The organism is Streptomyces sp. BPTC-684 (genome assembly GCF_030028635.1).
GTDB classification, from domain to species: domain Bacteria; phylum Actinomycetota; class Actinomycetes; order Streptomycetales; family Streptomycetaceae; genus Streptomyces; species Streptomyces noboritoensis.
This window is the reverse complement of record NZ_CP124863.1, coordinates 2,995,425-3,012,620: the sequence shown is the minus strand read 5'-3', so window position 1 is coordinate 3,012,620 and position 17,196 is coordinate 2,995,425. Positions and strand designations below refer to the sequence as shown.

Annotated in this window: 16 protein-coding genes; 3 read left to right on the top strand and 13 right to left on the bottom strand. The window is 72.7% G+C overall.

Annotation, left to right across the window (positions count from 1 at the left end; translation table 11 throughout):
* The first annotated feature begins 84 nt into the window (after positions 1 to 84).
* Positions 85 to 612 (top strand): bacterial proteasome activator family protein, encoded by a 528-nt coding sequence (locus tag QIY60_RS13430; RefSeq protein ID WP_283142619.1) that lies wholly within the window; start codon positions 85 to 87, stop codon positions 610 to 612.
* Positions 613 to 900: 288 nt separating this feature from the next.
* Here QIY60_RS13430 and QIY60_RS13425 read toward each other — a convergent pair whose 3' ends face one another.
* From QIY60_RS13425 to pdhA, 7 genes are all read right to left on the bottom strand, one after another.
* Positions 901 to 1,878, bottom strand: coding sequence for an NAD(P)H-quinone oxidoreductase (locus QIY60_RS13425; RefSeq protein WP_283142618.1), 978 nt, complete (start codon positions 1,876 to 1,878; stop codon positions 901 to 903).
* Between the two features lie 10 nt (positions 1,879 to 1,888).
* Positions 1,889 to 2,968: a potassium channel family protein gene (locus QIY60_RS13420; RefSeq protein WP_283142617.1), complete on the bottom strand. Its 1,080-nt coding sequence runs from the start codon at positions 2,966 to 2,968 to the stop codon at positions 1,889 to 1,891.
* Between the two features lie 155 nt (positions 2,969 to 3,123).
* Positions 3,124 to 4,407 (bottom strand): molybdopterin molybdotransferase MoeA, encoded by a 1,284-nt coding sequence (locus QIY60_RS13415; protein ID WP_283145917.1) that lies wholly within the window; start codon positions 4,405 to 4,407, stop codon positions 3,124 to 3,126.
* A 50-nt stretch (positions 4,408 to 4,457) separates the two neighbouring features.
* Positions 4,458 to 5,309 carry a DUF6457 domain-containing protein gene (locus tag QIY60_RS13410; protein WP_283142616.1) on the bottom strand — a complete coding sequence of 284 codons (852 nt, stop codon included), beginning with the start codon at positions 5,307 to 5,309 and terminating at the stop codon, positions 4,458 to 4,460.
* A 148-nt stretch (positions 5,310 to 5,457) separates the two neighbouring features.
* Positions 5,458 to 6,822 carry a dihydrolipoamide acetyltransferase family protein gene (locus QIY60_RS13405; RefSeq protein ID WP_283142615.1) on the bottom strand — a complete coding sequence of 455 codons (1,365 nt, stop codon included), beginning with the start codon at positions 6,820 to 6,822 and terminating at the stop codon, positions 5,458 to 5,460.
* Positions 6,822 to 7,826 (bottom strand): alpha-ketoacid dehydrogenase subunit beta, encoded by a 1,005-nt coding sequence (locus tag QIY60_RS13400; RefSeq protein WP_283142614.1) that lies wholly within the window; start codon positions 7,824 to 7,826, stop codon positions 6,822 to 6,824. Before QIY60_RS13400 ends, QIY60_RS13405 begins: the two co-directional genes overlap by 1 nt.
* Positions 7,823 to 8,965, bottom strand: coding sequence for a pyruvate dehydrogenase (acetyl-transferring) E1 component subunit alpha (gene pdhA / locus QIY60_RS13395; RefSeq protein ID WP_283142613.1), 1,143 nt, complete (start codon positions 8,963 to 8,965; stop codon positions 7,823 to 7,825). The genes QIY60_RS13400 and pdhA overlap by 4 nt, the downstream gene beginning before the upstream one ends.
* A gap of 174 nt (positions 8,966 to 9,139) precedes the next feature.
* Between pdhA and QIY60_RS13390 the strand changes: the two genes are divergently transcribed.
* Positions 9,140 to 9,646, top strand: coding sequence for an Lrp/AsnC family transcriptional regulator (locus tag QIY60_RS13390; RefSeq protein WP_283142612.1), 507 nt, complete (start codon positions 9,140 to 9,142; stop codon positions 9,644 to 9,646).
* 15 nt (positions 9,647 to 9,661) lie between these two features.
* Here QIY60_RS13390 and QIY60_RS13385 read toward each other — a convergent pair whose 3' ends face one another.
* The 3 genes from QIY60_RS13385 to QIY60_RS13375 form a co-directional block, all read right to left on the bottom strand.
* The gene (locus QIY60_RS13385) at positions 9,662 to 9,997 is read right to left on the bottom strand and encodes a hypothetical protein (RefSeq protein WP_283142611.1); all 336 of its coding nucleotides are present in this window, start codon (positions 9,995 to 9,997) and stop codon (positions 9,662 to 9,664) included.
* 144 nt (positions 9,998 to 10,141) lie between these two features.
* Positions 10,142 to 10,735: a TetR/AcrR family transcriptional regulator gene (locus tag QIY60_RS13380; RefSeq protein ID WP_283142610.1), complete on the bottom strand. Its 594-nt coding sequence runs from the start codon at positions 10,733 to 10,735 to the stop codon at positions 10,142 to 10,144.
* On the bottom strand, positions 10,732 to 12,258 hold the full coding sequence (locus tag QIY60_RS13375; protein ID WP_283142609.1) for a 3-hydroxyacyl-CoA dehydrogenase: 1,527 nt from the start codon (positions 12,256 to 12,258) through the stop codon (positions 10,732 to 10,734). The genes QIY60_RS13380 and QIY60_RS13375 overlap by 4 nt, the downstream gene beginning before the upstream one ends.
* A gap of 121 nt (positions 12,259 to 12,379) precedes the next feature.
* Between QIY60_RS13375 and paaN the strand changes: the two genes are divergently transcribed.
* Positions 12,380 to 14,053 (top strand): phenylacetic acid degradation protein PaaN, encoded by a 1,674-nt coding sequence (gene paaN / locus QIY60_RS13370; protein ID WP_283142608.1) that lies wholly within the window; start codon positions 12,380 to 12,382, stop codon positions 14,051 to 14,053.
* A 25-nt stretch (positions 14,054 to 14,078) separates the two neighbouring features.
* Here paaN and QIY60_RS13365 read toward each other — a convergent pair whose 3' ends face one another.
* Genes QIY60_RS13365 through QIY60_RS13355 form a run of 3 tightly spaced genes read right to left on the bottom strand, consistent with a single transcriptional unit; the run spans position 14,079 to position 17,094 of the window.
* Positions 14,079 to 14,783: a TrmH family RNA methyltransferase gene (locus QIY60_RS13365; protein ID WP_283142607.1), complete on the bottom strand. Its 705-nt coding sequence runs from the start codon at positions 14,781 to 14,783 to the stop codon at positions 14,079 to 14,081.
* On the bottom strand, positions 14,780 to 16,117 hold the full coding sequence (locus QIY60_RS13360; RefSeq protein WP_283142606.1) for an HTTM domain-containing protein: 1,338 nt from the start codon (positions 16,115 to 16,117) through the stop codon (positions 14,780 to 14,782). The genes QIY60_RS13365 and QIY60_RS13360 overlap by 4 nt, the downstream gene beginning before the upstream one ends.
* Positions 16,118 to 16,137: 20 nt before the next feature.
* Positions 16,138 to 17,094, bottom strand: coding sequence for a DUF5819 family protein (locus tag QIY60_RS13355; protein WP_283142605.1), 957 nt, complete (start codon positions 17,092 to 17,094; stop codon positions 16,138 to 16,140).
* Positions 17,095 to 17,196: the final 102 nt, after the last annotated feature.

The window sequence follows — 17,196 nt, the reverse complement described above, 5'->3', positions numbered from 1 at the left end:
ATTTCCCTGTCCTGTCCGGGGGTGGATCACCTCTCCCCGGGGGCACAACGTGATGTGAGGCACGTGTGCGAGAGAATGGGCGGCATGGAGATGCCGAGGAACGAACAGTCGCCGGACAGCCCCCACATCCTGGTCGTCGGACAGGACGGCATGGCCATCGGCGGCGGTGACGACGAGTCGCGCGAGGTCCCGGTGACGGAGATGGTCGAACAGCCTGCCAAGGTCATGCGCATCGGCAGCATGATCAAACAGCTTCTGGAAGAAGTGCGCGCGGCTCCTCTGGACGAGGCGAGCCGCGTACGCCTGAAGGGCATCCACGCCTCCTCGGTCAAGGAACTGGAGGACGGTCTGGCTCCCGAGCTGGTGGAGGAGCTGGAACGCCTGTCCCTCCCCTTCACGGACGAGGCGATCCCCTCGGAAGCAGAACTCCGCATTGCCCAGGCCCAGTTGGTGGGCTGGCTGGAGGGCCTCTTCCACGGCATCCAGACGGCCCTGTTCGCCCAACAAATGGCAGCCCGAGCCCAACTGGAACAAATGCGCCGCGCCCTCCCGCCCGGCGCCCCTCACGACGACGAGGACGGGCCGGGGATCCGGTCGGGCCCGTACTTGTAGGAGTGTGCGGCGGGGCTGCCCTGTCGGCTTGATGGGCCGGGGGCGGCCCCGCGCTATGTGCGCGAGGGGGGTGCAGCCCCGCCGGGGTGCAGGTCCCGGGCCTCACGATCCCGCTAAGGGGCGCGGGGAACTGTGCGCCCAGCCCCCACCGGCCCGCACCCGACGAACACAGGCGGGGCGCAGGGGGCGCAGCCCCCGCCCAGGGGTCCGGGGACGGAGTCCCCGGGACACCCCCTTCCCGCACCCACCCACGCCCCCGGAGGGTTTAGGGGAGGGGCGGGGTGGGGCTCAAACCACCAGCAAAACCTTCCCCACGTGCTGCCCCGCCTCCAACACCCGATGCCCCTCCGCCGCAGAGGACATCCCCAGCACCCGATCCACAACCGGCCGCACCCGCCCCGCCTCAACCAGCGGCCACACATGCTCCCGAACCGCCGCCACGATCGCCGTCTTCTCCACCCCGGGCCGCCCCCGCAGCGTCGTCGCCGTCACCGCCCCCCGCTTCGCCATCAGCGCCCCGAGGTTGAGCTCACCCTTCACCCCGCCCTGCATCCCGATGACGGCCAGCCGCCCGTTGACCGCCAACGCCCGTACGTTCCGGTCGAGATACTTCGCCCCCATGATGTCGAGGATGACGTCCGCCCCCGCCCCGTCCGTCGCCTTGCGGACCTCCTCCACGAAGTCCTGCTCGCGGTAGTCGATCAGCACGTCCGCACCCAGCTCCGCGCACCGCGCCAGCTTCGCGGGCCCGCCCGCCGTGACGGCGACCCGCGCCCCCACCGCCTTGCCCAGCTGGATCGCCATCGTGCCGATCCCGCTCGCGCCCCCGTGCACCAACAGCGTCTCGCCGGGCCGCAGATGGGCCACCATGAACACGTTGGACCACACCGTCGCCACGGCCTCCGGCAGCGACGCCGCGACCGTCAGCTCCACCCCCTCCGGCACCGGCAGCAACTGCCCCACCGGCACCGCCACCTTCTCCGCGTACCCGCCACCGCTCAGCAGCGCGCACACCTCGTCGCCCACGGACCACCCGGACACCCCGGGCCCCAGCGCGACGATCCGCCCGGAGCACTCAAGGCCGGGATACGGCGACGCCCCCGGCGGCGGCTCGTAGAGCCCCTGCCGCTGCAACACATCCGCACGGTTGACGGCCGCCGCCGCCACCTCGACGAGGACCTCGCCCTCGCCCGCCACCGGATCGGGCACCTCGGCCCAGACCAGCGCTTCGGGACCACCCGGCTCAGGAATCGTGATCGCATGCATGCGGCCGACGCTACTCCGCCGCGCCCTCCGAGGCCGCCCCGCCCGCCCGTACGATCGTGATCAGCCGGTCCGTCAGCTGGAGCGGACTGGCCTGCGCGTCGTCGTAGGCGAGCAGCCGGTGGCCGCGCAGCACACTGACCGTGAGGTCCTCGGTCTCCCGGACCCCCCGCCCCACCTCGCTCTTCTTCACCGGCCGTTCGACGAGGTCGAGCCCGCTGCCCTGCTGGATCAGGTCCTCCATCACCGTGCCCGCGCTCGGGCTGAGCACGGACAGCCCGAGCAGCCGCCCGGCCGCGCTCGCGCTCGTGATCACCGCGTCCGCCCCGGACTGCCGCAGCAGCGGGGCGTTCTCCTCCTCCCGCACCGCCGCGACGATCTTCGCCCCCCGGTTGAGCTGGCGTGCCGTCAGCGTGACCAGCACCGCCGTGTCATCGCGCTGAGTCGCGATCACGACCTGCCGGGCCTTCTGCAACTCGGCGCGGAGCAGCACATCGCTGCGCGTCGCGTCCCCGATGACCCCGACGAACCCCTCCGCATTGGCGGTCTCGACCACCTTCGCGCTCGGGTCGACGACCACGACCTGCTCCTTCTTCAGCCCGGTCGCGCACAGCGTCTGGATCGCCGAACGGCCCTTCGTCCCGAAGCCGACGACGACGGTGTGGTCTCGCAAGTTCGCCCTCCAGCGGTTGAGCCGCCACTCCTCCCGGGTCCGCTCCGTGAGGACCTCGAGAGTCGTGCCGACCAAGATGATCAGAAAGAGCACGCGCAGCGGCGTCACCAGCAGGATGTTGCTGAGCCTGGCACTGTCGCTGTACGGGACGATGTCGCCGTAACCCGTCGTGGAGAGCGTGACGGTGGCGTAGTAGGCGGCGTCCAGCAGATCCAGCTTGCCGTTGGCGTTGTCGTGGTAGCCGGAACGGTCGATCCACACGATGAACGTGGTCAGCGCCAGCACACCGAGCGCTATCAACAGCCGCTTGCCGACCTGCCGCAGCGGCCGGTCGACCACCCGGCGCGGCAGCTTCACCCGCCGGGTGACCAGGTTCTCGCCCGCCTGCCGGGCGATCGCGTCTTGGCCGGGCAGTTTCACGTGAAACACCGTTCGGTGGTGCGGCAGTTGATGAGCAGGACGGGATGTTTCACGTGAAACGCCGTTCAGAAGTACGGGTATTGAGCATCGACGGACGTTGTTTCACGTGAAACACCGCGCGGATGTACGTGAGTTGAGCCTCGGCCGGGACGGTTTCACGTGAAACACCCTTCCCTCGCCCCCAGTTGCTCCCACGGCAGGTCCAGGACCTCGACCTCCTGACCGGCCCGCGCCCCGCCGGGCGGTACGACCGCCAGCCCGTCCGCCGCCGCGATCCCCCGCAGCATCGCCGGACCGTTGTAGTGCAGCGGCACGACCCGGTCGGCCCGGTGCACCACGGGCACGAGCCGGGTGTCGTACGGATGCCCGTGGACCTCGTCGCGCAGCGCGGCGGTGTACGGGCCGGTGGCCGCGGCGCCGCCCGCCCGCCCCGCGAGCTCCCGCAGCAGGGGCTCGGCGAGCGTGAGCAGCGCCGAGACGGCCGCGAGCGGGTTGCCCGGCAGCCCCACCAGGTGCTTCCCGGCGTCGATCCGGGCCAGCAGCATCGGATGCCCGGGGCGGACGGCGACCCCGTCCACCAGCAGCTCGGCCCCCACCGCCCGCAGCACGGGGTGCACATGGTCGACGGGCCCGGCCGCCGTGCCGCCGGTCGTCACCACCACGTCGGCCTCCGACCCGGTCACGGCCGCGAACAGCACCTCGGCGTCGTCCGTGAGCCGCCGCGTGGCGACGACCTCCGCGCCGAGCATCCGCAGCCAGGGCCCCAGCATGGGGCCGAGCGCGTCCCGGATCAGCCCTTCGTGCGGCAACCCCTCGGCCAGCAGTTCGTCGCCGAGGACGAAGATCTCGACGCGGGGCCGTGGCACGGTGCTCAGCCCGTCGTACCCGGCGGCCGCCGCCAGCCCCAGGACGGCCGGGGTGACCAGCGTGGACGCGGGCAGCAGCTGATCGCCGGAGCGGCACTCCTGCCCGCGCGGGCGGATGTCCTGCCCGGTGACGACCTCCCGCTCGGCGTGGAGCAGCGCCTTGGCCTCGTCCGCGCGGGCGTGCTCGCTGCGCAGGACGGCGGTCGCCTCGGCGGGGATGCGCGCCCCGGTGGCGATCCGTACCGCCTCGCCGTCCGCGAGGGGGGCGGGCGCGGCGTGCCCGGCGAGGATGCCGTCGGCCGCGCCCCGGATCCGCCAGGGCCCGGGGCCCGCGACGACCCAGCCGTCCATGGCGGAGGTGTCGAAGGACGGCAGGTCGGTGAGGGCGGCGAGGGGGGCGGCGAGGGTCTCGCCGAGGGCCTCGGCCAGCGGCACCCGATGGCTGCGGCGGGGCGCCGCCCGCCCGGCCGCGACGGCGATGTCCCTGGCCTGGTGCCAGGGCGCGGCGCGGTGGTGGGCACGGGCCCCCGGTGCGGGGCCGGGGGCGGGGACGGGAGCACTCACGAGGGCCAGCGCCTCCTCCACCCCGTCGTCGACGGGCGACACGAACGGCTCGGCGCCGGTCACGGGTTGAGCTCGTCCTTCTCTGCGGCCCACCGGTTGGCGAGGGCGGCGGCCTTGCGGGCCGCCTCGGCGACGTCGGCGCCCTCCCCGCCCGCCTTGGCGGCCGCGTAGCCGACCAGGAAGGTCGTGAGCGGCGCGGCGGGCCGGGCCACGCCATGGGCGGCGTCCCTGGCCAGGTCGAGCAGCACGCCGGTGTCGACGTCCAGGTCGATGCCGAGTTCGTCCTTGACTGCGGTGATCCATTCGTCCAGCACGTTCCCATGCTCCCTGATCCGGGCCCGGGCCGCCGCGATGTCCTCCCAGGTGTCGCAGTCGAACGAGGCGAGGGGCTGGGGGACGGGAAGGCGAGTGACGTCGAGTTCCCGGGTCAGCAGCCGCAGGGGAAGCCCGCCGAGGCCCCCGTGCTCGGCCGCGAGGAGGGCGAGTTCACGGCGGAGCGGCTCGGCCCGGTAGACGGCGACGAGCGGCTGCGCCCGCCCGCTCTCGTCAACGCACAGGACGCCTTCGCGTCCGCCCGTGCCGAGCGCGTCGAGCAGGCCCGCGACGGTGGGTTCGCCCAGGAAGGGAAGGTCGGCGGAGAGCGCCAGCACCGAGGGGGCGGTGGTCAGCCGCAGTCCCGCGTCGAGCGCGGCGAGGGGCCCACCGCCGGCCGGTTCCTCCCGCGTCCACACCACGGGCCGCGCCGTGGTCCGGCGCCCGCCGACCACCACGGTGACCCCGGCCCCGGCGCAGGCGCCGAGCACACGGTCGAGCAGCGCTCTGCCCCCCACCCGCACCCCGGGCTTGTCCGCCCCGCCGAGCCGCCGCGCGGCCCCTCCGGCGAGCACGATGGCGTCATAGGGGGTCGTCATCCCAGCAGTATGGGGCGCGCGGCTTACGAGGGGTATCGCCCGGGGTGCGAGGGGCATCGCGCCCCGGGGCGCCAGGGCATGGCACCTGAGGTACACACCTGGAGTACAAGCGCGTGAGGGGTACCGGCTCCCCGGCACCCCTACCCCGCTACAGCGACCGCAGCAGCACCGCCGGCTGCTCCACGCAGTCCGCCACGTACCGCAGGAAGCCGCCCGCCGTGCCTCCGTCGCACACCCGGTGGTCGAACGTCAGCGACAGCTGGACGACCTGACGCACCGCCAGCTCGCCCTGGTGCACCCACGGCTTGGGGACGATCCGGCCCACTCCGAGCATGGCCGCCTCGGGGTGGTTGATGATCGGTGTGGAACCGTCCACCCCGAACACCCCGTAGTTGTTCAGCGTGAAGGTGCCGCCGGTCAGGTCGCCGGGTGTCAGCGTCCCCGCACGGGCCGCCTCGGTCAGCCGCGCGAACTCCCCGCTGAGCGACGCCGCGCTGCGCGCCTGCGCGTCCCGGACGACCGGCACGACCAGACCCCGCTCGGTCTGGGCGGCGAAACCCAGGTGCACGGCGGGCAGCCGCACGATCTCCCGTGCCGCCGTGTCCACCGTCGAGTTGAGCTCGGGGTAGCGGTCGAGGGCGGCCGTGCAGATCCGGGCCAGCAGGGCCAGTACGGAGATCTTCGGGCCGCCCACCGCGTTCATCGCGGCCCGCGCCGCCATGAGTTCGGTGGCGTCCGCGTCGACCCAGCACGTCGCGTCCGGGATCTCGGTCCGGCTGCGCGCCAGCTTGTCGGCGACCGCACCCCGTATCCCGCGCAGCGGTATCCGCGTCCCGGCGGTGGCGGAACCGGCCGCCACCGGCCCGGGCCCGGCTGCCATCGCTGCCACCGGTTCGGCCTCTGCCCGCAGCGCCGACTCCACGTCGCAACGCAGGATCAGCCCGTCCGGCCCGGAACCGGTCAGCCCGCGCAGGTCCACCCCGTTCTCACGGGCCAGCTTCCGTACGAGGGGCGAGATGACAGCCACGGGGCCGTCAGCCATCGCAGCGGGCGCGGACCCGCCCGTGGCCGCCGCGGTGGCGGCGACGCGCGCGTGGCCGGGCGCGGCACCCGCCGGGGGCCCGGACGGCGTCACCGGTGCGGCGGCGGGCGGTGCGCCCACCGGTGCCGGGCGCACCCGGCGCCGCCGTCGCACGGCCTCGCCCGTGCCGTAGCCGACCAGCACATTGCCGGAGTACTCCGACGACTCGGCCTCGGCGGCCTCGGGCGTGGCGACGGCGACGGTCAGCAGGGGCGCGCCGACGGGCAGTTCCGTGCCCTCCTCGCCGAACCGGGCCGTCACCACGCCCCCGTAGGGGCACGGCACCTCCACCATCGCCTTGGCGGTCTCGACCTCGACCACCGGCTGGTCGATCGCCACGACGTCGCCCACCGCCACCAGCCAGCGCACGATCTCCGCCTCGGTGAGGCCCTCGCCGAGGTCCGGCAGCTTGAATTCCAGGACCTTGGGCATCAGCTCTCCGCCTCCCACTGCAGCCGCGCCACCGCGTCCAGGACCCGGTCCACGCCCGGCAGGTGGTGCTTCTCCAGCATCGGCGGCGGGTACGGGATGTCGAACCCGGCGACGCGCAGCACCGGCGCCTCCAGGTGGTGGAAGCAGCGCTCGGTGACCCGGGCCGCTATCTCGCCGCCGGGGCCGCCGAAGCCGGTCGACTCGTGGACGACGACCGCCCGGCCGGTGCGCCGCACCGAGGCGCACACCGTTTCGTCGTCGAAGGGCACGAGGGAGCGCAGGTCGACGACCTCCAGGTCCCAGCCCTCGGCCGTGGCCGCCTCGGCCGCCTCCAGGCAGACCGGGACGGACGGGCCGTAGGTGATCAGCGTGGCGCTGCGGCCGGGGCGGCGGACGACCGCCTTGCCGATCGGCGCCACCTCGGTGGGCGCGTCCGGCGACCACTCGGCCTTCGACCAGTAGAGCCGCTTGGGCTCCAGGAAGACGACCGGGTCGTCGGAGGCGATGGCCGCGCGCAGCAGCCCGTACGCGTCCTCGACGGTGGCGGGCGTCACCACGTGCAGCCCCGGGGTCGCCATGTAGTACGCCTCGGAGGAGTCGCTGTGGTGCTCCACACCGCCGATCCCGCCCCCGTACGGCACCCGCACCACCAGCGGCATGCCCATGGAGCCGCGCGTGCGGTTGCGCATCCGGGAGACATGGCTGATCAGCTGCTCGAACGCCGGGTAGGCGAACGCGTCGAACTGCATCTCCACCACGGGCCGCAGTCCGTACATCGCCATGCCGACCGCCGTGCCGAGGATCCCGGCCTCGGCGAGCGGGGTGTCGGTGCAGCGGTCCTCGCCGAACTCCTTGGCGAGTCCGTCGGTGATCCGGAAGACCCCGCCGAGCGTGCCCACGTCCTCTCCGAGGACATGGACCGAGGGGTCCTCGGCCATCGCGTCGCGCATGGCGCGCTGCAGCGCCTGCGCCATGGTGGCGGGCTTCGCCGCGACCGTGGTCATCGCTCCCCCTCGTCCTCGTGCGCCGCCAGCTCGGCCCGCAGCTGGGCCTCCTGTTCGCGCAGCTGGGCCGTCTTCTCGGCGTAGACGTGCGCGAAGAGGTCCATGGGGTCGAGCTCCGCGTCCGCGTTCATCCGCTCGCGCAGGGCGGCGGCCATCGTCTCCGCGGCCTCGGCCGCGGCCTTCTTCGCGCTGTCGTCGAGGAATCCGCGGCTGGTCAGCTCGGCCTCCAGGAGCCGGATCGGGTCGTGGTCGCGCCACGCCTCCACCTCGGCGTCCACCCGGTAGCGGGTGGCGTCGTCGGCGTTGGTGTGCGCCTCGATCCGGTACGTCACCGCCTCGATCAGCGTGGGGCCACCGCCGCGGCGGGCGCGCGCGACGGCGTCGGCCAGCACTTCGTGGACCGCCGCCGCGTCGTTGCCGTCGACCAGCCGGCCCGGCATCCCGTACCCGACGGCCTTGTGGGCGAGGGAGGGGGCCGCGGTCTGCTTGGCCAGCGGCACCGAGATCGCGAAGCCGTTGTTCTGCACGAGGAAGACGACCGGGGCCTGCCAGACGGCCGCGAAGTTCAGCGCCTCGTGGAAGTCGCCCTCGCTGGTGCCGCCGTCGCCGACCATGGCGAGCGCCACCACGTCGTCGCCCTTGAGGCGGGCGGCGTGCGCCAGGCCCACCGCGTGCGGGAGCTGGGTGGCCAGGGGCGTGCACAGGGGGGCGATGCGGTGCTCGTGCGGGTCGTATCCGGTGTGCCAGTCGCCGCGCAGCAGGGTAAGGGCCTGTACGGGGTCGAGTCCGCGGGCGACGGCGGCGAGGGTGTCCCGGTAGCTGGGGAAGAGCCAGTCCTGCTCCTGGAGCACCAGTGCGGCCGCGACCTCGCAGGCCTCCTGGCCGGTGGAGGACGGGTAGACCGCGAGGCGGCCCTGCTTGGTGAGGGCGGTGGCCTGCGCGTTGTACCGCCGGCCGCGGACCAGCTCCGCGTACAGCCGCAGCATCAGGGCGCGGTCGAGCGGCGCGTCCGTGCCGAGCACGCGGTACGGCTCGGGGTCCGGGAGCAGCGGGGCGGGGTCGGTGCGGGGCCTCCAGGCAGGGGGAGGGGTGGGCCGGTAGGCGGCGGCACCGGCACCGGGCAGCTCTTGGACCGTCATGACGAAGCACCTCCTCGTGGGAGCGGGAAGGAGGCACGACAGTGTGATGCGCCTCACCTACCGATTGTTCGGTCGAGAGCGCATTTTGGCTACAGGCACCGCGAGCCTGTGGACAAACGGTTCTGCACAGCCTGGGATAGAGACAGGTCGTCCATGCTAGGGAGGCGGGGGGACATGGCAGCTGAACAAATGGCCGACGAGGGCCAGGGCACCCAGAGCACGGCCGCGCGGCCGCTGGACGCCGTCGACCGCGACATCCTGCGCATGCTCCAGACCGACGGCCGCGCGTCGATACGCTCCGTGGCCGAGCGCGTGCACGTCTCCCGCGCCAACGCCTACGCCCGGATCAACCGGCTGCTGGACGACGGGGTGATCCGCGGCTTCACCGCGCGCGTGGACCACGAGAGGGCGGGCCAGGGCGCCTCCGCGTACATCACGCTCAAGATCGTGCAGAACTCGTGGCGCACGGTCCGCGAGCAGCTCCAGGCGCTGCCCGGAGCCGCGCACATCGCCCTGGTCAGCGGCGACTTCGACGTGCTGCTCCTGGTGCACTCGCCGGACAACCGGGCGCTGCGCGAACTGGTTTTGACCAAGCTCCAGTCGATCCCCGAGGTGCTGTCCACCCGGACCCTGCTGGTCTTCGAGGAGACCGACCTGGACCCGGGCCCCGGCACGCCGTAGGCGGGGCCGGCGCCGTCAGGTGCAGTGCTTCTTGAGGAAGGCCAGCACCGTGGACCAGTTCTTGGCGTCGTCCAGCAGCGCGACGCCGTGCTGGTACACGCCCTTGAGCTCGTAGAGCCGATTCTCGGGCGCCTTGGTGCTGGCCCGGCTCAGCTGGACGGCCGCGTCGCCGAAGGGGTTGTCGTCCGCGCCCGCCATGTAGAGCACCGGCGAGGTGAGCCCGGGGGCGGCCGCCAGGGCGTCGGTGGAGCCGTACTGGGTCGGTCCGGAGAGCGAGACGACGGCGTCGGGCCTCGGCTCCAGCACCGTGGCCGCCTTCAGGACGGCGGTGCCGCCCTTGGAGGCGCCCATCAGAAGCAGCTTCCAGGCGCCCTTGGCACGCAGATAGACGGCCGCCCCGTCGACCTCGGCGACCTCGGCACCTGGAAGCCCGCCCTGGCCTGCTCGGGCGTCAGACAGCCGAAGCCGTCGCCCTTCTTGAGCGGCACGCGCGCGTCACGGGTGGGTGCGCAGCCCGTCGAAGGCCAGGTGGACGACCGCCTCGGTGACCTGGGCGCGCTCGGCCTCCCCGTCGCGCTGCGGCCGGTACCACTCCACCAGGGAGTTGACCATGCCGAACAGCAGCCGGGTCGCCAGGCGTATGTCCATGTCGGAACGGAGGTCGCCGTCGGCCGCCGCGGCCTTGAGCAGGTCGGAGACGCACTGGTCGAACTCCCGGCGGCGCTCCATCGCCCAGCGCTCGGTCTTGGTGTTGCCGCGTACGCGCAGCAGCAGCGTGACGTACGGCAGCTCCGCCATCAGCACTTCGACCGTACGTCTGGTGACGTACTCGACCCGCTCGATCGCCCGCCCGCGCGTGGCGCCCGGCTCGTCCAGGACGGCGAACAGGCCGTCGATGGCGCGGCTGACGGCCCGCCGCAGCAGCTCCTCCTTGCCCGACACATGGTGGTAGATCGACGACTTGGAGATGCCGGCCGCCTTGGACAGGTGCTCCATGGACGTGCCGTCGTAGCCGCGCTCGTTGAAGACCCGCACGGCGACCGTGAGCAGGGTTTCGGGGGTGTACGTGTCGCGCTTGGCGGTGGTCATGAGGCGGTCTCCTCGCCGTTGCTGTACGACTGCCGGTAGAGGGCGAGCGAGGGCGCGTACCGCCCGGTGGGGCAGCGCTCGTGCATCGCCGACAGCAGGTCGTACGCCCAGTCCTGGCCGAGCCCGCGGCTCCACTCGACGGGTCCGAGCGGGTAGTTGACTCCGAGGCGCATCGCGGTGTCGACGTCCTCGGGCGTGGCGACGCCCCGGGCGACCGCGTCGGCTGCGAGGTCGGCGAGCATCGCGACGGTACGGGCGACGATCATGCCGGGGACGTCCCCGATGACGCTGACCTTCTTGCCGAGCTTCTGGAAGAGGCCCACGGCCTCGCTCACCGCGCGCGTGGAGGTGTCCTCGCTCGCCGAGAGCGCGATGCGGGTCGCGCCCCGGTAGTCGAGGGCGAGGTCGAAGTAGACGACGTCCGCGTACTCGACGGAGGTGCGCCCGTCGGCCGGGACGAGCTGGCCGTCGCCCGGCAGCCCGATGTAGGGGCCGCCCGACTCGACGGTCTGCACCTCGACGCCGGCCTCGCGCATCATCGCGACGAGCTCGGCGGCGGGGCCGAGGTCACCGACGACCGTGACGGCCGCGGGCGCGTCGGCGGGCTCGGCGGTGTGCGGCTCGGGCCGCACCGCGCCGTCCCCGTACGCGTACCAGCCGCGGCCGCTCTTGCGGCCGTGCAGGCCCGACTCGACCAGCCTGCGCTGGGCCAGCGACGGGGTGAACTTGGGGCTCTGGAAGAAGGACTCCCACACCGAGCGGGTCACGGCCTCGTTGACGTCCTGCCCGATGAGGTCGGTCAGCTCGAAGGGGCCCATGGCGAAGCCGCCGCTCTCGCGCAGGACGGCGTCGATGGTGGCGGGGTCGGCGCCGCGCTCCTCGTAGACGGCGAAGGCCTCCGCGTAGAAGGGCCTGGCGATGCGGTTGACCAGGAAGCCCGGGGTGTCGGCGCACCGCACCGGCGTCTTGCCCCACGCCTTCGCCGTCTCGTACGCGCGCGTGGCGGCCGCCTCCTCGGTCGCGAAGCCGGAGACGACCTCGACCAGGGGGAGCAGCGGCGCCGGGTTGAAGAAGTGCAGCCCGACGAAGCGGCCCGGGTGGCGCAGGGCGCCCGCGACAGCGGTGACGGACAGGGAGGAGGTGTTGGTGGCGAGCAGGCAGTCCTCGGCGACGATCTCCTCGATCGCCGTGAACAGCTCCCGCTTGACGTCGAGTTGTTCGAGGACCGCCTCGACGACCAGCGCGGCGTCCGCGAGTTCGGTCAGCTCCTCGGCCGGGTGCAGCCGGGCGAGCGCCGCGTCGCGCTCGGCCGATGCGATCCGGCCTTTCTCGACGAGCCGCTCCAGCCGGGCCGCGAGGGCCGCCGCGGCCTCCCTCGCCCGGCCCGGGACGGCGTCGTACAGCCGCACGGGGTGCCCGGCGACCAGGGCCACCTGGGCGATGCCCTGTCCCATGGTCCCGGTGCCGACGACGGCGACTACGCGGTCCGGCCCGACGGCGGAGCTCTGTTCGATGGCGGTCATGACGCGATCCTCCCCGATGAGTTGTCCACAGGTTCGACGGACCCCCTTGTCCCGACCGATCGTTCGGTTACTCTAACTCTGTCCGCCCGTCCCTGCCCAGCTCGACGAGGAGTAGGTCCGTATGGCCGCCCAGCTCAGCCCCCAGCAGCTCACCGAGACCCACCGGACCACGCTCGACCAGGCCCTGGAAGCGATCCGCACGCGTGCGTACTGGTCACCTCACCCCGAGCACCCCAAGGCGTACGAGAACGACGGCAAGGCCGCCTTCGACGCCCTGCTCGGCACCCGCCTCGACCTGGACCAGCCCGGCACCGACGACTGGACGGGAGCGGAAATCTCCCCGTACGGGACCGAGTTGGGCATCACGTACCCGCACCCGGACCTGGAGGTGCTGCTGCCCGCGATGAAGGCCGGCATGGGCGCCTGGCGCGAGGCCGGGCCCGAGCTGCGCGCCCTGGTGTGCCTGGAGATCATCTCCCGCATCTCCGCCCGCACCCCGGAGCTGGCGCACGCGGTCATGCACACCAGCGGCCAGGCCTTCATGATGGCCTTCCAGGCGGGCGGCCCGCACGCCCAGGACCGCGGCCTGGAGGCGGTGGCGTACGCATACCAGGAGCAGACCCGCACCCCCTCGGACGCGGCGCACTGGTCCAAGCCGCAGGGCAAGCGCGACCCGCTGGAGCTCACCAAGACCTTCGTGCCCACCGCGCGCGGCATCGCCCTGATGATCGGCTGCAACACGTTCCCGACGTGGAACGGCTACCCGGGCCTGTTCGCCTCGCTGGCCACCGGCAACCCGGTCCTGGTCAAGCCGCACCCGCGCGCGGTGCTGCCGCTCGCCCTGACCGTCCAGATCGCGCGTACGGTCCTGGCGGAGGCGGGCTTCGACCCGAACCTGGTGGCGCTGGCCGCCGAGCGGCCCGGCGAGGGCATCGCCAAGACGCTGGCCGTCCGCCCCGAAATCAAGATCATCGACTACACGGGCTCGACGTCCTTCGGCGACTGGCTGGAAGCCAACGCCCGCCAGGCGCAGGTCTACACCGAGAAGGCCGGCGTCAACACCGTCGTGGTGGACTCCACCGACGACTACAAGGGCATGCTCTCCAACCTGGCCTTCTCGCTGTCCCTCTACAGCGGCCAGATGTGCACCACCCCGCAGAACCTGCTGATCCCCCGCGACGGCATCAGCACGGACGCGGGAGCCAAGTCCTACGACGAGGTGGTGGCCGACCTCGCCGCCTCGGTCGGCGGCCTGCTCGGCGACGACGCGCGCGCCAACGCGATCCTGGGCGCGCTGGTCAACCCGGACGTGAAGACCCGCCTGGAGGCCGCTGCCGGGCTCGGCGAAGTCGCCCTGCCCTCACGGGAGATCGCCAACCCCGACTTCCCGGACGCGGTGGTGCGCACCCCGGTGATCGTCAAGCTGGACGGCGCCAAGCCGGACGCCGAGGCGGCCTACCTCTCGGAGTGCTTCGGCCCGGTCTCGTTCGCCGTGGCGGTCGACTCCACGGCCGGCGCGGTGGAGCTGCTGCGCCGCACGGTCCGCGACAAGGGCGCCATGACGGTCGGCGCGTACACGACGTCGCAGGAGGTGGAGCGCGCGGTCGAGGACGTCTGCCTGGAGGAGTCCGCCCAGCTGTCGCTGAACCTGACGGGCGGGGTCTACGTCAACCAGACGGCCGCGTTCTCCGACTTCCACGGCTCGGGCGGCAACCCGGCGGCGAACGCGGCGCTGTGCGACGGCGCGTTCGTGGCCAACCGCTTCCGGGTGGTGGAGGTCCGCCGCCAGGCCTGACGCGCGCGTACCGGACCCGGCGGCTTCAGACCACCGGGTCCGGGATCGCGGCATAGCGCTGTACCCAGGCGTGCATCGCGATCGCGGCCGCCGCGCCCGCGTTGATCGACCTGGTCGAGCCGAACTGGGCGATCGAGCACACCGCAGAGGCGTGCTCGCGCGCCTGCTCGGTGAGCCCCGGCCCCTCCTGCCCGAACAGCAGCACACACCGCCGGGGCAGCACGGTGCGCTCCAGCGGCACGGCGCCCGGCAGATTGTCGATCCCGATGATCGGCAGCCCCTCGGCGGCCGCCCACGCCGTCAGCGACTCGGTGTCCGGGTGGTGGCGGACATGCTGGTAGCGGTCGGTGACCATCGCGCCGCGCCGGTTCCAGCGCCGCCGCCCCACAATGTGGATCTCCTTCGCCAGGAAGGCGTTGGCGGTCCGTACGACGGAGCCGATGTTGAAGTCGTGGCCCCAGTTCTCCACCGCCACGTGGAAGTCGTGGCGGCGGGTGTCCAGGTCCGCGACGATCGCCTCGCGCGTCCAGTAGCGGTAGGCGTCGACGACATTGCGCCGGTCGCCGTGCGCGAGCAGCTCCGGGTCGTACCGCTCCCCCTGCGGCCAGGGCAGCGGGTGCGGCCCGACGCCGACCTCGGGCGCGTAGCCCTCGTCGTACTGAAGCGGCTCCTCGGCCGGGGCCTCGGCGGAAGGGGAAGGGGAAGGGCTGGGACTGGTCTCGCTGCTCACGCCACGAGCGTACGGGGCCGCTGCTCCTCGTCCGTACGCCGCTGCGGTACCACCCGTGCCACCAGTCGCTGACGCAGCCGCCCGACACGGCCGCCCAGCCACCGCAGGAAGCCGGTGGGCAGGAACACCGCGTCCGCCGCGATCATCGCGAGCGAGAAGAACGGCAGCCCGAGCAGCAGGGCGATGCCCGCGTGCTCCATCATCATCGCCACCAGCAGGACGTTCTTGACCCGACGGTTGAAGAGCGTGAACGGGAACGCCACCTGGACGGCGACCGTTCCATAGGTGAGCAGCATGACGATCAGGCCGCTGCCGCCGAGGATGTCCGACAGGGCGGGCCAGGGCGAGAAGTAGTCCAGGTGCAGCGGGTAGTAGAGCGCGGTGCCGTCCTGCCAGCGCGAACCCTGGATCTTGTACCAGCCGGCGGTCGCGTAGATCAGACAGACCTCGGCCATGATCACGACCATGGTGGCGTTGTGCGCGAGGTTGGCGACGACATCGAGCAGGGCGCGCGGATCGCCCTGGGCGTACCGTCCGGCCGCCCACCACAGCGCCTGCACCACCCACAGACCCCAGAAGATCAGCAGCCAGCCCCCGCCGGCGTCGCCGAGCAGCGTGACGGCGACGAGGGCGACCCCGAGGACGGCCCACAGCACGGGCCCCACCCGGTCCGGCACCGGCTCGCCGGACAGAGCGGCGCGGGCGGCGGCCCGCTCGCGGCGCCGCGCGTCCAGCGACCAGACCTGGCCGCAGCGGGTGAGCACCAGATAGATCGCCATCAGATGGATGACGTTGTCACCGCCGTCCCCCATGAAGACGGACCGATTCTGCAGCGAAAGGACACCCACCATGAACAGCACGGACATGGTGCGGGTGCGCCACCCGAGCATCAGCAGCGCGCTGGAGAGCACGGCGACGGCGTACACGACCTCGAACCAGAGCGTGCTGTCCGTCCACAGCAGCGCTGTGAAGGCGTGGTTGCCGGAGACGAGCCGCTGGGCCATGTCCCAGCTCCACGGGCCGTCGGGGCCGTACAGCTCACGGCGGTGCGGCAGCTCGCGCAGCAGGAAGAGCAGCCAGGTCGCGGAGAAGCCGATACGGACGACGGCGCTCTGGTACGGCCCGAGCGCCGCGCCCGTGACCCGGCGCAGGGCCTGGGCGGGCTTGGACTCGGGGGCGGGGGCGGGGGCGGAGATATGAGGCGTGTGGGGTGCTTGGTGCTCAAGGGATGCGTGCCACCCCTGGGACTCAGGAGGTGTACGCGGCGCACGAGGCTGCTCGCCAGTCGCCTCGCTCGTCGTGCCCCTCGCCGACCCGCTCGCCACTTCGCTCATGGACTCACTCATCGACTCGCTCACCGGCCGGCCTCCGTCCGTGCGTCGGCGGAACCGGCGCCGGCCGGGAGATCGGCGGGGGTCACGGTCCACCAGGGGACGACCCGGTAGTACGGCCGGGTGTCGATCTTCTCGTCGCTCCACACCGGAGCCTTCACGGACGTCGTCACGGACCTGACCTGTACACGCTCGACGGTCCCGCCGTCGCGCCGCGCGCCGAGGCGGAGCATCACGATCCGGTGGATGTAGCGGTCGGAGAGCTCGCCGCGCAGGCCGTTGGGCTTGTTGTCGTCGGTGTGGGAGTTGATGAAGAACTCCCAGCCCCGGCGCAGCTCGTTCTGCTGGGTGTGGCTCGGCAGCGGGTTGCCGCGGATGCCGGAGCCGTCCCCGGCCGACAGGTCTATCCAGCCGGTCGTCTTGCGGTTCCCGTCCGCCATGCGGATCTCGGCGCGTGCCTGGACCGCGATGTTCTGCTGGAGTGGATTGGGAGCGAAGAGCTTCCAGTTCTGTTCGAACTCGGGATAGATCCAGTCGTCGACGACCTTGCCGTGCTGCTTGGTGACCGTGTTCGACGGCGCGACGTGCAGGAACACCATGGCGATGTGGACGACCCCCACGACGGCGACGCCGGCCAGCGCGAGCGCGGCCGCCACCTGGTACGGGAGCGAGAGTCCGGCGATACCGCGCCCGGGGACACCGGGAGCGGGGGACTCGTGAGCCGTGCGGACCCGGGAGGCGGGGGCGGGCGCGCCGGGCGCGGGGGCGGACGTGTTCGAGGCGCCGGGTGCGGGCGCGGCCGAGGCGCCGGGTGCGGAGGCGGGTGTGTCCGGCGCGCCGGTCGGGGTCACGTCTTCGCTGCTCGGAGCGGGTGCGGCGGCGCCAGGGGCGGTCTGCGGGCCGCCGTCGGCGGCGTCGGGCCCGGGCCGCGGGGCCTGCTCCTCCCCGCCCGGCACGTCCTTCTCGTCGTACGAATCCATCCCGCCCCGATCCCGGTCGGCTCCACTGGGTTATCCACAGGGTTGACACCCTACGGGCCGTCGACTCACCATTGAAGTCAATGAACCGAACGATCGGTCGGG

Coding starts and splice junctions, on each gene's coding strand:
- QIY60_RS13430 (WP_283142619.1), top strand. CDS start 85: ATGGAGATGCCGAGGAACGAACAGTCGCCGGACAGCCCCCACATCCTG.
- QIY60_RS13425 (WP_283142618.1), bottom strand. CDS start 1,878: ATGCATGCGATCACGATTCCTGAGCCGGGTGGTCCCGAAGCGCTGGTC.
- QIY60_RS13410 (WP_283142616.1), bottom strand. CDS start 5,309: ATGACGACCCCCTATGACGCCATCGTGCTCGCCGGAGGGGCCGCGCGG.
- QIY60_RS13405 (WP_283142615.1), bottom strand. CDS start 6,822: ATGCCCAAGGTCCTGGAATTCAAGCTGCCGGACCTCGGCGAGGGCCTC.
- QIY60_RS13400 (WP_283142614.1), bottom strand. CDS start 7,826: ATGACCACGGTCGCGGCGAAGCCCGCCACCATGGCGCAGGCGCTGCAG.
- pdhA (WP_283142613.1), bottom strand. CDS start 8,965: ATGACGGTCCAAGAGCTGCCCGGTGCCGGTGCCGCCGCCTACCGGCCC.
- QIY60_RS13390 (WP_283142612.1), top strand. CDS start 9,140: ATGGCAGCTGAACAAATGGCCGACGAGGGCCAGGGCACCCAGAGCACG.
- QIY60_RS13385 (WP_283142611.1), bottom strand. CDS start 9,997: ATGGGCGCCTCCAAGGGCGGCACCGCCGTCCTGAAGGCGGCCACGGTG.
- QIY60_RS13380 (WP_283142610.1), bottom strand. CDS start 10,735: ATGACCACCGCCAAGCGCGACACGTACACCCCCGAAACCCTGCTCACG.
- QIY60_RS13375 (WP_283142609.1), bottom strand. CDS start 12,258: ATGACCGCCATCGAACAGAGCTCCGCCGTCGGGCCGGACCGCGTAGTC.
- paaN (WP_283142608.1), top strand. CDS start 12,380: ATGGCCGCCCAGCTCAGCCCCCAGCAGCTCACCGAGACCCACCGGACC.
- QIY60_RS13360 (WP_283142606.1), bottom strand. CDS start 16,117: ATGAGCGAAGTGGCGAGCGGGTCGGCGAGGGGCACGACGAGCGAGGCG.
- QIY60_RS13355 (WP_283142605.1), bottom strand. CDS start 17,094: ATGGATTCGTACGACGAGAAGGACGTGCCGGGCGGGGAGGAGCAGGCC.